General features: G+C 56.0%; 15 protein-coding genes. 5 read left to right on the top strand and 10 right to left on the bottom strand.

All coding sequences use genetic code 11. The annotated features are described in order from the left end of the window. Positions 1-13: 13 nt before the first annotated feature. Both Q0816_RS20255 and Q0816_RS20250 read right to left on the bottom strand, forming a co-directional pair. Complete coding sequence (locus tag Q0816_RS20255) at positions 14-985, bottom strand: YVTN family beta-propeller repeat protein (RefSeq protein ID WP_298854055.1); 972 nt, start codon at positions 983-985, stop codon at positions 14-16. A gap of 12 nt (positions 986-997) precedes the next feature. Next, the gene (locus Q0816_RS20250; RefSeq protein WP_298854154.1) at positions 998-2,179 is read right to left on the bottom strand and encodes an ABC transporter substrate-binding protein; all 1,182 of its coding nucleotides are present in this window, start codon (positions 2,177-2,179) and stop codon (positions 998-1,000) included. Between the two features lie 311 nt (positions 2,180-2,490). On the opposite strand from Q0816_RS20250, the gene Q0816_RS20245 reads away from it, so the two are divergent. The 3 genes from Q0816_RS20245 to Q0816_RS20235 are packed head-to-tail and all read left to right on the top strand — an operon-like array spanning position 2,491 to position 4,776. Further along, positions 2,491-3,030 carry an SRPBCC family protein gene (locus Q0816_RS20245; RefSeq protein ID WP_298854054.1) on the top strand — a complete coding sequence of 180 codons (540 nt, stop codon included), beginning with the start codon at positions 2,491-2,493 and terminating at the stop codon, positions 3,028-3,030. Continuing rightward, entirely contained in the window at positions 2,996-3,961 is a 966-nt protein-coding gene (locus tag Q0816_RS20240) for a beta-propeller fold lactonase family protein (RefSeq protein ID WP_298854052.1), read from the top strand. Before Q0816_RS20245 ends, Q0816_RS20240 begins: the two co-directional genes overlap by 35 nt. Further along, a complete protein-coding gene (locus Q0816_RS20235) occupies positions 3,958-4,776 on the top strand; it encodes a quinoprotein dehydrogenase-associated SoxYZ-like carrier (protein ID WP_298854050.1) in 819 nt (272 codons plus the stop codon). The genes Q0816_RS20240 and Q0816_RS20235 overlap by 4 nt, the downstream gene beginning before the upstream one ends. A 1-nt stretch (position 4,777) precedes the next feature. Here Q0816_RS20235 and Q0816_RS20230 read toward each other — a convergent pair whose 3' ends face one another. The 7 genes from Q0816_RS20230 to Q0816_RS20200 all read right to left on the bottom strand — a co-directional run bounded on the left by Q0816_RS20230 (position 4,778) and on the right by Q0816_RS20200 (position 11,022). Beyond that, positions 4,778-5,332, bottom strand: coding sequence for a PQQ-dependent catabolism-associated CXXCW motif protein (locus tag Q0816_RS20230; protein ID WP_298854048.1), 555 nt, complete (start codon positions 5,330-5,332; stop codon positions 4,778-4,780). After that, entirely contained in the window at positions 5,329-6,126 is a 798-nt protein-coding gene (locus tag Q0816_RS20225) for a substrate-binding domain-containing protein (RefSeq protein ID WP_298854152.1), read from the bottom strand. Before Q0816_RS20225 ends, Q0816_RS20230 begins: the two co-directional genes overlap by 4 nt. A 28-nt stretch (positions 6,127-6,154) precedes the next feature. After that, positions 6,155-6,658 carry a c-type cytochrome, methanol metabolism-related gene (locus Q0816_RS20220; RefSeq protein ID WP_298854046.1) on the bottom strand — a complete coding sequence of 168 codons (504 nt, stop codon included), beginning with the start codon at positions 6,656-6,658 and terminating at the stop codon, positions 6,155-6,157. Between the two features lie 69 nt (positions 6,659-6,727). Then, positions 6,728-8,530 carry a lanthanide-dependent methanol dehydrogenase XoxF5 gene (gene xoxF5 / locus Q0816_RS20215; protein ID WP_298854044.1) on the bottom strand — a complete coding sequence of 601 codons (1,803 nt, stop codon included), beginning with the start codon at positions 8,528-8,530 and terminating at the stop codon, positions 6,728-6,730. Positions 8,531-8,662: 132 nt separating this feature from the next. After that, positions 8,663-9,019 (bottom strand): cytochrome c family protein, encoded by a 357-nt coding sequence (locus Q0816_RS20210; protein WP_298854041.1) that lies wholly within the window; start codon positions 9,017-9,019, stop codon positions 8,663-8,665. Positions 9,020-9,074: 55 nt separating this feature from the next. Then, the gene (gene fghA / locus Q0816_RS20205) at positions 9,075-9,908 is read right to left on the bottom strand and encodes an S-formylglutathione hydrolase (RefSeq protein ID WP_298854039.1); all 834 of its coding nucleotides are present in this window, start codon (positions 9,906-9,908) and stop codon (positions 9,075-9,077) included. Position 9,909: 1 nt separating this feature from the next. Further along, on the bottom strand, positions 9,910-11,022 hold the full coding sequence (locus Q0816_RS20200; RefSeq protein ID WP_298854036.1) for an S-(hydroxymethyl)glutathione dehydrogenase/class III alcohol dehydrogenase: 1,113 nt from the start codon (positions 11,020-11,022) through the stop codon (positions 9,910-9,912). Between the two features lie 162 nt (positions 11,023-11,184). On the opposite strand from Q0816_RS20200, the gene Q0816_RS20195 reads away from it, so the two are divergent. After that, complete coding sequence (locus Q0816_RS20195; protein ID WP_298854034.1) at positions 11,185-11,799, top strand: hypothetical protein; 615 nt, start codon at positions 11,185-11,187, stop codon at positions 11,797-11,799. Between the two features lie 27 nt (positions 11,800-11,826). Continuing rightward, positions 11,827-12,606 (top strand): pentapeptide repeat-containing protein, encoded by a 780-nt coding sequence (locus Q0816_RS20190; RefSeq protein WP_298854032.1) that lies wholly within the window; start codon positions 11,827-11,829, stop codon positions 12,604-12,606. 5 nt (positions 12,607-12,611) lie between these two features. Here Q0816_RS20190 and Q0816_RS20185 read toward each other — a convergent pair whose 3' ends face one another. After that, a complete protein-coding gene (locus Q0816_RS20185; protein ID WP_298854030.1) occupies positions 12,612-13,643 on the bottom strand; it encodes a quinoprotein relay system zinc metallohydrolase 2 in 1,032 nt (343 codons plus the stop codon). Positions 13,644-13,761 lie beyond the last annotated feature (118 nt).

The raw sequence follows: 13,761 nt of genomic DNA, 5'->3' as shown, positions 1-13,761 counted from the left end.
CCCTCCCAGAACTTTAGTCAATGGTCACTACACCCCAAGGCTGTTGACCGACCTGTACCGATTTGATCGCCTTTTCCGCCGCTACATCGATAATTGTAATGTCGTTTGAATTTCCATTTGTGGTCAGCAGGTATTTCTCATCCGGCGTGAAATCGAGCTGCCAGACCCGCTGCCCCACAAGAATGTAGTCCTGAACCTCAAGGCTTTGCGCGTCGACGACGGCAACCCGGTTTGCAGGCCCTAGAGCAACAAACAGACGCTTGCCGTCGGAAGTTACCTTGGCCCCGACGGGCTGCAGCCATTCCGGTTGCACGCCGGGCACCTCAAAGCCGATCTTGCCGACCACCGTGGGCGCTCCGTCCTCGGCAATATCCATGACCGAGACGGTACCGCCAATTTCCGACGTTACAAACAGCCGTTTGCCATCGGCGGTGTACTGGGCATAACGTGGACGCTGGTCGACCAGAATGTTATGCTTGATGGAGTAATCCTCGGTGGAGATGAAATGCGCCATATTGGTGGTTTCAGAGGTGTTGACCACAAATTTTGCGTCCGGGCTCATCCCCATGCCTTCGGGTTCGACGCCAACCGGCACCTCGGCCAGAATGGTGCGGGTTTCGGTGTCTGTGACCGTCACCAGATTGTCGTCCTCATTGGCGATGTAGAGCCGCTTGCCTGATGGTTCGAGGATGAAAAGCTCGGGGTCCGGACCAGAGGGCAGACTGGGCAGTTCCTCGTAGGTCTCGGTATCAAACACCCGGATGATATTGTCGTCCGAGGCACAGACATAGAGCGTCTTGCCGTCCGGGCTGACGGTAATGCCACGCGGGCGGTTGCCGCCCGGAAATTCGGTGATCACCTCCCAGGTTTCGGTATCCACCACGGTAATGGTGTTACTCCGTTCGTTTGAGACAAAGGCCTTGCCCGCGATCGCAGGACCAGAGGTCAACGCAGCACAAGCAACGATCAGCAATAGTTGTTTCATCAAAACCTCCGGTTATTCAAATGCCTGACAGCTGGATTCCGCCCGATCCAATCCCAGCGTATCGAGCGGTGAGACCTGGTGCAGAAACCCCTCTTGCGGGCTGACGCTGACGGTGATCGATCCGTCATACAGAAGGATCGGTTGGCGCAACTGCCCATTCCAGTCGCGGAACGTAACCTTTTGCCCTTTGAAGGCAGCCAGTTCGAATTTGTCCGACAAGGCATAGTCACGCACTCCATCGGGGTCAGCTGTGCTGGCACGGGTCACGGCCTCGCCAATCACACGCAGCGCAAGCCAGGTGTTGTAATCCTCGGGCCGAACATAGCGGCCTGTAAGTTCCTCGAAACGGGTCTGGAACTGGGTTGCCCCCCATGCCTCATGAGCACCGTGAAACGTCGTCGGGCGCAACCCACCTGATCCCATCACCGGGCGCGGGGTCCAAAGGTGGTAAGACAGGTAACGCCCGAAGTAATCGGTTTCGTCTGCAGCAATCACCACGTCATGATCTCGCACGTCCTGCGTATCCAGTGGCAATTGACGCTGAACCAGAACATGACCGGAATCCGTCCGCCGAGAGCCTCCGGTATCCGCAAAGATTCGATCCTCGGCAATCTTTGCGCCAAACTTGGTAGCCGCGCGGCGAAAGGCGTCTGCCAGTTTCACATCTTCGGGGTTTGAACCGGCCAGCAGGAACCAATCCCCCCATTTTTTCCAGACCGCAAACTGAGCCACTGCATCGGCTGTCATGGCACGGGACGGCGCAATATGTAGCAGGTTGCCGCGACAGTTTACGTCCCGCAAATCGATATCCGGTGCCGACACATTGAACACCAGCACCCCGGCCTCAGCCGCCTTATCCGTCAGGCGCAAAATTTCGGGGGCTTTGGCCATCAGCACGATCAGGCGTACCCCGTCGGCGATGATCTGATCCATCGCGGCGTCGGCCTCTTCCGGCGAAACTGCAACGGTTGCAGTTTCATAGGTATGCCCCAGAAATCCGCCGGTGGTGCCGTTATCCTCATCCCCAAGCGCGGCACCGGCAAAGCCCAGATCGTCGGGCTTCAGATCATATCGAGAGATTGGCAGAAGCGACGGATAGTCGATCCGCAGCACCGTAGCTTTCACTTCGATCGCCGCCGCAGTCACTGCAGACATACACCAGAAAAGCGCTGCAAACAGCGGCAATATGCGCATGGTCAATATGCCCTCCTGTTACCCGAAAGATCAGGTTGGCTCATCAAGGGTAAAACGCCCCAAGAACGGAACCGATACTTTTGGCCGTGTTGTAATACAAAGCCTATCAGCTTCATGATTAAGCTCGATTCTTATTTTATAAGAATGCGCGTATGCGGTTGATCTTGCTATGGTTTCCCGCGACCAACTGCTTTTTTGCAGAGGGGTCGTATAGGGTGGCCGTTTTAGTGTGTTTGATTGTGGAATTGACTGGGAACGCACGATCGGGAGACAGGCCAACGACCGCCAAACGCATTCAGGGAGGATACAGGATGAATCGACGAATGCTTCTTGTGACGACCGCTGCGCTATTGGTTCCGGGCACGGTCTGGGCGCACGGACCAACCCGGCAAAAGGTCACGTTGACCGCCGAAGTCGCAGCTTCACCCGAAGAGGTCTGGACTGTCGTTGGAAACTTCGATGACATGTCATGGCATCCCGCTGTGTTTGCGACCGAGGGCAAAGGTGGCAATGAGATTGACGCGACGCGGTTGCTGACGCTGGGTCAAGAAGATGGGCCGACGATTGACGAAGTCCTCTACAAATTCAGCGACGATAAGATGAGCTATTCCTACCGGATCATCGATGTCGCGGTTGAGGTACTGCCAGTAACCAATTACTCGTCGCATCTGACAGTCAAACCGCGTGACGGGGGCGGTTCGATCATCGAATGGCGCGGGGCCTTTTATCGTGGCTATCCAAACAATGACCCGCCAGCCGAATTGAATGACGAGGCCGCCATCGTCGCCGTGACCGGAGTGTATCAGGCCGGACTGGATGCGCTGGTCGAGCGTTTTGGTGCGGCAAGCTAGCCGATTGTTCACGTTGATTGCGGCGATCTCTGCTAGCATGGCGCTGGCAGAGACGGCGTTCATCACTTGTCAAAACGGCGAGGAACTCAGCCGGATTGATCTTTCCGAAATGCAGGAAACCGCCCGTTGGCCCCTGCCCGGCAAGCCTGCGGGCGTGGCCGCTGGGTTGGACGGAACGCTGTTCACCGTGTCCCCGGACAGCAAAACTGTGCGGCGTTTGTCCTCTGAGACCGGTGAGACGATAGCGCAGAATGTACTGGATGGTGGTCCCATCGGGATCGTGCTGGACTCGACAGGTGGACGGGTATTTGTGTCGGATTGGTACAACGCCCGTCTTTGGATGCTGGACGGCGAAAACCTGGAGGTTCTGAAGGAACTGCCAACAGGCACCGCCCCCGCTGGGATCGCGATGTCAGCCAATGGTCGTTTTCTGGCTTCAGCTGACAAGGACGCAGATCAGGTGTCAGTGTTTGATACAGAAACTCTGCAATCACGTCATCGAATTACCGTTGGCACCCGCCCCTTTGGATTGCGCTTTGCCCCGGATGGGCGGCTGTTCGTCGGCAATGTCGGAAGCAATGATGTCAGCGTTATCGATGTCGAAACTGGCACGGTCACCGCCACGATTCCGGTCGGCGAACGCCCTTATGGGATCGCTTTTGCCCAGGGTCATGCATTCGTCACAAACCAATATGCAAATACGCTCAGCGTTATCTCTCTAACGACGTTGGAGCATGAAGCTCTGATCGAGGTCGGAGAGTACCCGGAGGGCATTGATGCAACCGCCAGCGAGGATCTGGTGGTCGTCGCAAACTGGTTCGACAACACTGTCAGCATCGTGGACCCAAAGGCGCTCTCTGTGATAGAAACGATAGAAACCTGCGACGGGCCGCGTGCCTTTGGCAGCTTTCTGCAAGGAGGAAGACAATGAAGGCTTCTCACCTGATTGCAGCCCTGTTCTGCGTGCTGGCTGCTCCGGCCTTTGCATCGAATGAAGCATGGGAAAATGTCCGCGCGCTGCTTTACGGCGACCGGCCCATGCAGAATGGCGACGCATTGATCGCAATTGATGCACCCTATCGCACACCCGATGATGCGCGAGCAAAACTGGCGGCGCAGGTCATCGCCCCCCGAGGAACGAACGTAGCCAAAGTGACTTTGGTACTGGACGAAAATCCAATGCCGGTTTCTGCGGTGTTCGAGCTGGAAGAACCGCTGCCGAGTTTCTACTTCGACGTGACCTTGCGCGTGAACGGGCCGACCCCGATGCATGTCATCGCCGAAACCACGGATGGCCGGCTTTGGGTCTCGGAAACATTCGTCAAAACATCCGGCGTTGGGGCTTGTGCCGCACCACCGGGAACCGATCCGAAATTGGCATTGGAAAATTTGGGAACGATGAAGGCCGAACTGGTCGGTCGTGTCCCTGCGCTGGACACTCTGTCACGTCTATCTAATTTGGGCGCGGATCGTGCCAACAAAATGGATCTGAACATTGATCATCCGTCGCATTCTGGAATGCAGATGGACCAGATTTCTCTGCTGTTCATCCCTATGCGCTATGTCGAAACCGTGGATATTGAGCTTGACGGCACCGGTTATGTTCAGATGACCGGATCAATTTCATTGTCTGAAAACCCGAGGGTCGGCATATCCGTCCCAAGCCGTGCGCAAGCGGTTGACGTAACGATGACGGATACGGACGGCACGGTCAGTCACTTGCACAAGAAACTGGCGGGCTTTTAGATCAACCGCCTCCGGTTGCGGGCTGACCCGGAAATGGCTCGACCCGTTCTAATGGGTACCCCCACAAGGCCCAGCCATCGGTGCCTTCGGGGAACCAGTAGACTTTGGTATAGCCCCAATCGATTGCGCGTCGGGCCGCGTTCCAACTCATCCAGCAATCTTCGAGGCAGAAGAACACAACTCTACGGTTGACGTCGCCATTGGTGCTGGTCTCTAGCCCCGATCGAAAATAGTCCGCTGTGACGTCTGCAATTGCTCCGTAACCAACATTGGGCAACCAGATCGTACCGGGAATGCTGTCGCGCGGCTTGTCCCGCCAAATCGTGCCCTCGGGCAGATTGGCTGGTTTCGGCGGCTGAGGTAAAACGTCGATAAACGCAGCGCTCTGATCTTGCCAAAGGCCGTGCGTGTCTTCCGGGCCGATGGTTGTGCCGCCGGTTATCTGGTCAGGCACCGGCGCGCGGTAGTTTTCCATGCGGTAGTCACTGGGTTCCGGGACGGTTTGCGCTATTGCCGAGGTTGAGAATAGCGCAATTGCCAGGAACGCACGCATCATTGCGACAGGTCCAGAACCTCGGTCCCCAGATCATTCACCAATGGAACACCCGCTTCGGCCAACACAGCATTGATCTCATCCTGATTGCGGCGGATCAATGAATTCAGTTGCCGCTGCCAAACCTTTTCACCCTGCCGCACGCCCATTGTGATGCGATAGAACAGGCGTGGAGGCAGCTCTTCTTTGACCATTGGGATAACCTTGAAATCGGGGTAATCAGCCTTGACCAAAGGTCCGCCCAGCGGACCCCAAAGGATGGCCGCATCAATGTCTCCCGATTGCAGATCATCCAGCATATCGATAGCCGGGCTTTCCACGCGGCGATCGACAAACAGGTTGTAGGGCTTGGCCTGACCGATCAGTCCGTTGCGCGCCATATGCGCCGCCGGAGGAGTACCCGCCACGATCCCGATCTTACGCCCCTTGAGCGCTGGGTCATTCAATCGATCCACCTGGGCCAGATCGCTGTCCATCGGCACGATGAGCGCATAGGCGGACGTATAGTAGTGATTGGTGTTCTGCACCAATTCATGACCTTGCGCGTAGCCGATCACCACATCGCACCGTTTAGCGGTCAAGGTGTTTCGAATGAACCCCGTCGCTTGGGGAAACCAGACATACTGAACAGGCAATTCCAACTTAGCAGCGATTAACTCGGCCAGCTGGTTTTCGTACCCCGATCCGTCCTCGGTCGACACAGGGTAGTTGGCGGGGTCCGCGCAAACGCGAAAGGCTGTCTTTGATACCAGGTCAGAGGTTTGAGCCTGCGCAGGCAGCGCCTGACCGAACCACATGCTAAGTGCCGTCAGAGCAAAACAAGCCTTAACCCATGCACGCATCTTCATCCTCGCGGATCACATCGGATTTCGCCTCTTTCTTGGGTGGGCGACCGCGCGGAATCGCGCCCGATCCATGAGCCTTTAAGTATACATAGATGTCATCCAGAAAGCACATCACATTCGGGTTGTTGCCAAATCCCGGCATCACCGAATTTTCAGCGGCGTTCACCACTTGACGACCGTTCGTAACGATGTCGACAAAGTCGTAATAGTCCATATCCAGCGCCGATTCTTTCAAAGCGGGCGCATAGGTCGAGCCTTCACCATCCGGACCATGGCAGACATGGCATTCCGCGTGATAACGCCGAAAGCCTGAAAAGGTCATCCAGTCCACTGTGCCATTCTCGGCCACGTTGAATGTCGGGATATCGTCTTCGGTGTAGTACCGCCCATCCTCGGAATACGAGACCGCCAGATTGTCAGCAATCGCGGCCCCGGGAAGGCTGGACACAAGAACAGATGCCAGAAGACGTACAGAGTGGTTCATGAAAAACTCGTTTCTTTACAGGTGAAAACCGGCGCGGTCTGTTTGGGCCGCGCCGGTCTGTTTCTTGGCTTAGTTCGGCAGGGCGAACACAGTCAGTTGACCGCCCAGCGCGGTATAGTCGCTGAGAGCGGCATAGCCACCTACGGCGCCCAGACCGTCGTTGGGGTTGGTCAGACCAGCCGCCAGACCAATACCGGCCCAGCCACCAACACCCGACAGGATGCCGATATACTGCTTGCCACCTTGCTCATACGTCATCACGTTGCCGATGATGCCAGAAGGTGTTTTGAACTTATACAGTTCTTCACCAGTTTCAGCATGAACGGCCTTCAGATACCCTTCGAGCGTTCCGTAGAAGACCACATCGCCAGCGGTTGCCAGAGCACCAGACCAGACTGAGAACTGCTCGGGCAGAGACCACTTGATGCTTCCGTCCGTATTATCCCAAGCGATGAAGTTACCCATACCACCATGGCTATCCGGTGCCGGGTACATCGCCAGAGTCGCACCCACATAGGGCTGACCAGCAGTGTAGGACACGCGGAACGGCTCATAGTCCATGCAAACATGGTTGGTTGGCACGTACATCAGCTGAGTCTTCGGCGAATAGGCTGCAGGCTGTTGGTCTTTGGTCCCCAGAGCCGCCGGGCAGATACCGGTCGAGTTTACGTCCTCGCCGTTCTGTTCCGTCGAATACTGCGCAACCACAGCCGGACGACCATAAGTGTCACTGTTGGGATCCATGTCAACGCCCGTTGTCCAGTTCACAACCGGGTCGAACTTTTCGGCCACCAGCAACTCACCTGTGACGCGGTCCATGGTGTATCCCAGACCGTTGCGGTCGAAATGGGTCAGCAGCTTGCGTTCGGTGCCATCAATTTCCTGTTCCGACAGGATCATTTCATTGATGCCGTCATAGTCCCATTCGTCATGCGGCGTCATCTGGTAGAACCATCTTGCCACACCGGTGTTGATATCACGTGCCATGATGGTCATGGACCAGCGGTTGTCGCCCGGGCGTTGCGCCGGATTCCAGGTCGACGGGTTACCCGTGCCATAGTACATCAGGTTTTCGTCCAGATCCGCAGAATACCAGCCCCAGGTGGTCCCGCCGCCAATCTTCCACTGATCGCCTTCCCAGGTGTTTGTACCCGAGTCTGCACCAACAGGTTTACCCAGATGGGTGGTTTTTTCAGGATCAACCAGGATATCGGAGTCCGGTCCCATGGAATAGGCGCGCCAAACCTGCTCGCCCGAGTTCATGTCATAGGCCGTAACCGACCCGCGCACACCAAATTCGCCACCCGAGATTCCGACAATGACCTTGTCCTTGATAGGCAACACTGTGGCTGTGTTGGTTTCACCAATCGCCGGGTCACCATTCTGGACTTCCCACACGACATCGCCGGACTTGGCATCCAGCGCCACAACCTTGGTGTCGGCCTGATGCAGGAAAATCTTGCCATCAGCGTAAGCCACACCACGGTTCACCGTGTCACAGCACATAACCGGAATCACGTCCGGGTCCTGCTTGGGCTCATACTTCCAGACGATTTTGCCGTCATTGGCCAGATCCAGTGCATAGACAATGTTCGGGAACGGCGTGTGGACATACATCATGTCGCCAATCACCAGCGGCGAACCCTCGTGACCGCGCAGAACGCCGGTCGAGAAGGTCCATGCGACCTGTAGATCACCAACATTGTCTGCGTTGATCTGATCCAGTGCGGAATAGCGCTGATTTTTGTAGTCACCCGTCTGGATCGCCCACTGTTTCGCGTTCTCCATCTGGGCAACCAGGTCGTCATTTGCATAGGCCGCGGTGGCCAGTGCAATGGCAATCCCGGAGGTCCAAAGCGATAAATTTTTCATTCAATCTCCTCCCTTTCGTGCAGCGTTCTCGCTGCATAGCAACACCTCACCCAGGTCGGATTGCGGTGTCTGTTAATGCTCGTCCGGACCAGCCCTATTCCGGCCAGTTCGACGTGCGAGCAATGCGCTCTCTTACGACCCTGGGTCCTCAAAGGTCGCAAGATATGCGATAATATTGACGCGATCGTCTTCTTTTCGCAGACCGGCAAAGGTCATCTTGATCCCCTTCGCGTAGTCGCGCGGTTTTGTTAGAAACGCGTCCAGTTCTTCCGGTGTCCAGACCAGCCCCTCTTCGGACAGTTCGATGAGAGTCGGGGAATAGCCAAACCCCTCAACCATTGCTGCCTGACGCCCAACGATACCGTTCAGCATGGGCCCCACTTTGTTTTCCGCCCCCTCGCCCACAGCGTGACAGGCTTTGCACTTGCGAAAGACTTTCTCACCCGCTTCGGGATCGCCTTCGGCACTGACGAAGGCAGGTGCAAACATGAGGCAAGTAGCCGTGATTACCGTTCTGAACACTATCATTCTTTCCTTGCGTTTTTCATTGGCTTAGACGTTCGGCGTGCCATTCGACATGGTCGCGCGCAAAACTGTTCACGAAGAAATATGAATGGTCATACCCTTCCTGAATTCTGATCTGACCGGGCTGTCGTCGCTTGGCCATCATGTTAGCCAAAGCTTCGGGTTTGAGCAGATCAAGGAACTGATCATCCGCACCCTGATCGATCAGCAGGTCACCTTTCCATCCGTGTTCTTCAAGCAGCAGAGTGGCGTCATGCTCGACCCAGGTGTTTTCGTCATCCCCGAGATAGCTACTGAGCTGTTTGCGGCCCCAATCCGAGCGTGTCGGATGCGCAATCGGCGCAAATGCGGAAAGCGATCCAAATTTATCTGCATTGCGTATCGCGATCGTAATCGCGCCGTGACCGCCCATGGAATGACCTGTGATTCCATGGCGATCCTGAATCGGGAAATTCTTCAACACGATATCGCGCAGCTCGTCGACGATGTAGTCATACATTCTGAAATGCGACCGCCAGGGATCCCGGGTAGCGTTCACATAGAACCCTGCCCCCTGACCCAGATCATAGGCGTCGTCATCCGCAACGTTGTCGCCGCGCGGAGAGGTGTCAGGAAACACCACAGCAACGCCATAATCCGCCGCTGCCTCCTGAAAACCGCCTTTGGTCATCGCGTTTTCATGGGTGCAGGTCAGGCCGGACAGATACCATAGCACCGGCACTGGTCCGGTTTTGGCCTGTGGTGGCAGATAGATGGCAAAGGTCATCTCACAATCACAGCTCTCGGACGAGTGGGAGTAGACAGTTTGCTCCCCTCCAAAACTGCGGTTTTGTGAGATGACCTTTAAGTCCATGTCAGTACTCCACTACTGCACGGATCGACTTACCCTCGTGCATAAGCTCAAAGCCGTGGTTGATCTCATCCAGTGTAAGATTGTGCGTGATCATGGGATCGATCTCGATCTTGCCATCCATGTACCAGTCGACGATTTTCGGAACGTCCGTCCGCCCCTTGGCACCGCCAAACGCCGTTCCGCGCCACGACCGTCCGGTGACCAGCTGGAAGGGACGAGTCGATATTTCGGCACCAGCGGGTGCAACGCCGATGATGATGCTTTCACCCCACCCTTTATGCGCGCATTCCAAAGCGGTACGCATCACACCAACATTGCCCGTGGCGTCAAAGGTGTAATCCGCGCCACCACTGGTCAGTTCGACCAGATGTGCCACCAGATCACCGTTGACTTTCGAGGGGTTCACGAAATCGGTCATACCGAAATACGTTGCCATCTCGGCTTTGCCATCGTTCAGATCGACGCCAACGATTTGATCCGCACCAGCCATGCGCAGACCTTGGATTACGTTCAAGCCGATACCGCCGAGACCGAACACAACGCCGCGCGATCCGATCTCGACCTTGGCGGTTTTGATGACGGCTCCGATCCCGGTTGTGACGCCGCAGCCGATATAACAAATTTTGTCGAACGGCGCGTCCTTGCGCACTTTGGCCAGCGCGATTTCTGGCACCACCGTGTGATTGGCGAAGGTCGAACAGCCCATGTAGTGATGGATCGGTGTGCCATCCAACATGCTGAACCGGGTCGTACCGTCCGGCAACAGACCCGCGCCCTGCGTCGCGCGCACCTTTTGACACAGGTTCGTCTTGGGGTTCAGGCAATATTCGCATTCGCGGCATTCGGGGGTGTAAAGCGGGATCACATGGTCCCCTACCTCAAGGCTGGTAACACCTTCCCCGACCTCCTGAACAACTCCTGCGCCTTCATGGCCCAGAATTGCAGGAAATATCCCTTCGGGATCATCGCCCGAACGGGTAAACTCGTCCGTATGGCATAGACCGGTCGCCTTCACCTCAATCAGGACTTCGCCTGCTTTTGGCCCATCCAGTTCAACCTCCATGATTTCCAATGGTTGACCTGCCGCCACAGCAACCGCCGCGCGTGTTCTCATATCTGTCTGTCCTCCCTTGCGCCGGAATCATTCAGACCGACAGCATGGGTCGAGTATGAGGGTCAGCCCCTTGTTCAAACAATTAAGACAATGGTGTGTATTGGGTTGAATGGACTTAGCACGCAGATTTCATGCATAATATCCGCGTGGAGGAGAGCTATGATGTCGAACCGCAAGCTGATTGTTATGGCACTGGCTTGGCTCGGCACTGTTGGTCCAAGCATTGCGGCGGATTATTCCGATCCCACCTGGCCGTGTATTCAACGCAAAGTCGAAGATCTGTCGCTGGGTCTTATGTGGCCGCACCAGATCACTGAGAGTGAACCCACACAAAACAGCGCCGAAATTGAAGAAATCGCCGGGCTGCTGGCCCTGAGACGGATCGAACTGGAAGACCTGCAGCCCCAAGTCGCGGAATTTGCAGCTCGCTACAACGGGGATCCGGACATTCTGGGATTGGTGTTTCAACGTGTCTTCGACACCTTGTCCAAACGACGCAAGCGGATCATCATCGGAATCGGCGAGTTTTCACTGAACCAGATCGACATGGCCGAAAAAATTGATCTGACCCGAGTGGAAATGGAGCAAGCCTTGTCTGCTGACCCGCCGGATTATGACCGCGTCGATGCCCTTGAAGAGCAGCTGGATTGGGACCAGTTGATCTATACAGACCGTCAGCGCTCGATCACCTATCTCTGCGAAACTCCTCAAATAATTGAGCGCCGTCTGTTTGCGATCTCGCAAATGCTGCAGCAGTTGACGTCGGATCAGGGTTAGAGCGCCAGCCAAAAAACGGAGGGATACATGAGACCCTTACTGATCATCTTGTTAGCTCTCGCGCCACTATCCGCCCTTGGCCAGTCACCGCTCAGTGGCGTTGACATGACATTGCCTAAAATGACCGAAGCGCAGATGTCCCGCGCCGACGTTATCTCCCGGTTGAAAGCCGCCATGACCGACAATCCCGCCGATTTCACCCGGGTCTGGCTCAACAATTTGGACTTGTCCGGACTGGATTTCAGCAATGCGATCCTGCGAGCGACATCTTTAAACGGCACCAATTTGTCAGGGGCAAAACTGGATGGTGCAGTTCTGAGCCAGGCTTGGATGATCGGGGCAAACCTTTCCGGCGCGTCACTTATTGGGGCCGAGTTGTTCCAAACCCAGCTCAGCAATGCAGACCTTAGCAACGCCGATTTCACAAATGCCAGAACCGCCGCGGACTTTACCAAAGCCAATCTGACCCGAGCGGTGTTTAAAGGGGCAGATTTCTCCGCCGACATGCGCAACCAATCCATGGGGCTTATGCGAGGCGTTCTGTCCTCGGCTCGTGGATCGGACGTGGATTTCACTGACGCGCAAATGTCACGCGCCGATCTGGAATTTGCCAAATTACCCAACGCAAATTTCACCAATGCGGATTTGTCGATGGCCACATTGGGCGGGGCGGACCTGACAGGGGCCACATTGTCCGGTGCCGATTTTACGAATGCCGATTTGACGGCAACGCGGCTGACTGACGTTCGGGGCGCAGATCAGACTAATCTGGGCGCCGCGAAAAACCTGGATCGGGCTATTCGCTGACAGGGCTATTCCCATTCAAGTTCGGTGAATGCGACCGTCGCATTGCGCGGGTTGTAGGCGTCAAACAATTCCCAGTGCACCGCTTCTTCCTGAGCGATCGTTTCAACCGCATTGCCCAGCCGCTGACCACTGTCGATTGCTTCGCGCGTGTCGGTTTCCAGCACATTCAAATAGCGCCTCATATCCTCGGCGCCCTCAGGCCACGCCAGGATCGGCCCACCGTGGCCGGGTACGATTTGGGTGACGTCAAGCCCGGTCATCTGCTTCAGGACGCGTTGCCAGCCGATCAGTTGACCATCCAATGCCGGGGTATGCCGGTGAAATACCAGATCGCCCGTGAACATAACGCCGGTGTTTGCATCCATGACGGTCAAGTCATTCCCGGTATGTGCTCGGGGCCAGGCCCGCAGGATCAGTTTACGCCCACCCAGGTCGATCTCGTCCGTGGTTTCGACAGCGATGTCGACCGAAACTGGCCCGACGCCCACATAGGCGCTATCGCCGATCGCGGCGCTCAGGCTTTCGACATAGTTGCCCAACCGGTCCAGCAACGCTCTCTCCAGCCCCACATGGCCGACAACCTGCGCACCTGAAAGGGTCAAAGACTCAGTCCCCAATGTGTGATCGGGATGCATGTGGGTCAAAATTACGTGACTGACTGGCTTGTCGGTCTCTGTCCGAATAGCCCGCCAGACAGCCTCTCCTATCCAAGGTGCCGTTCCCGTATCAATCACCGCAACACTGTCCTGGCCGATGACAAATCCGATATTGGACACATCGCCCAGATTGTCCGCGGCGGGTTCCGCTATCAAACCGCGATGCACGAACAGACCTGGCGCAGCTTCTTCAAATTCCAGTGCCTGACCAATGTGTTGGCAAAACGGTTCGCCGCTGCGCCAATCGGAAAGCGGCGGAAGAGTTGTTTTCAGCTTCTGCTCGCATTCAGCCTGTGATCGGGCTTCGTAACCCGGCAAAAGCTGTTCTCTGCAAGGCTCTGTCGCAACCTGAACGCATAGCAAAATCACGGCTTCAAACATAGCAGCCCTCCGACCAGAACATTGGCACAGATCTCTGACAGAACCACCACGCCTTTCGTCGGCATATATTTTCCTTGCGTTTTGTGGCACATTCTTCGCTACCGGTTGCCGGAGGAAT

The organism is uncultured Ruegeria sp., from assembly GCF_947497005.1.
Classification (GTDB): domain Bacteria; phylum Pseudomonadota; class Alphaproteobacteria; order Rhodobacterales; family Rhodobacteraceae; genus Ruegeria.
The sequence above is the reverse complement of the archived record's forward strand: the minus strand, read 5'-3'. Positions and strand labels throughout refer to the sequence as shown.

Coding starts and splice junctions, on each gene's coding strand:
- Q0816_RS20255 (WP_298854055.1), bottom strand. CDS start 985: ATGAAACAACTATTGCTGATCGTTGCTTGTGCTGCGTTGACCTCTGGT.
- Q0816_RS20250 (WP_298854154.1), bottom strand. CDS start 2,179: ATGCGCATATTGCCGCTGTTTGCAGCGCTTTTCTGGTGTATGTCTGCA.
- Q0816_RS20245 (WP_298854054.1), top strand. CDS start 2,491: ATGAATCGACGAATGCTTCTTGTGACGACCGCTGCGCTATTGGTTCCG.
- Q0816_RS20240 (WP_298854052.1), top strand. CDS start 2,996: ATGCGCTGGTCGAGCGTTTTGGTGCGGCAAGCTAGCCGATTGTTCACG.
- Q0816_RS20235 (WP_298854050.1), top strand. CDS start 3,958: ATGAAGGCTTCTCACCTGATTGCAGCCCTGTTCTGCGTGCTGGCTGCT.
- Q0816_RS20230 (WP_298854048.1), bottom strand. CDS start 5,332: ATGATGCGTGCGTTCCTGGCAATTGCGCTATTCTCAACCTCGGCAATA.
- Q0816_RS20225 (WP_298854152.1), bottom strand. CDS start 6,126: ATGTGGTTCGGTCAGGCGCTGCCTGCGCAGGCTCAAACCTCTGACCTG.
- Q0816_RS20220 (WP_298854046.1), bottom strand. CDS start 6,658: ATGAACCACTCTGTACGTCTTCTGGCATCTGTTCTTGTGTCCAGCCTT.
- xoxF5 (WP_298854044.1), bottom strand. CDS start 8,530: ATGAAAAATTTATCGCTTTGGACCTCCGGGATTGCCATTGCACTGGCC.
- Q0816_RS20210 (WP_298854041.1), bottom strand. CDS start 9,019: ATGTTTGCACCTGCCTTCGTCAGTGCCGAAGGCGATCCCGAAGCGGGT.
- fghA (WP_298854039.1), bottom strand. CDS start 9,908: ATGGACTTAAAGGTCATCTCACAAAACCGCAGTTTTGGAGGGGAGCAA.
- Q0816_RS20200 (WP_298854036.1), bottom strand. CDS start 11,022: ATGAGAACACGCGCGGCGGTTGCTGTGGCGGCAGGTCAACCATTGGAA.
- Q0816_RS20195 (WP_298854034.1), top strand. CDS start 11,185: ATGTCGAACCGCAAGCTGATTGTTATGGCACTGGCTTGGCTCGGCACT.
- Q0816_RS20190 (WP_298854032.1), top strand. CDS start 11,827: ATGAGACCCTTACTGATCATCTTGTTAGCTCTCGCGCCACTATCCGCC.
- Q0816_RS20185 (WP_298854030.1), bottom strand. CDS start 13,643: ATGTTTGAAGCCGTGATTTTGCTATGCGTTCAGGTTGCGACAGAGCCT.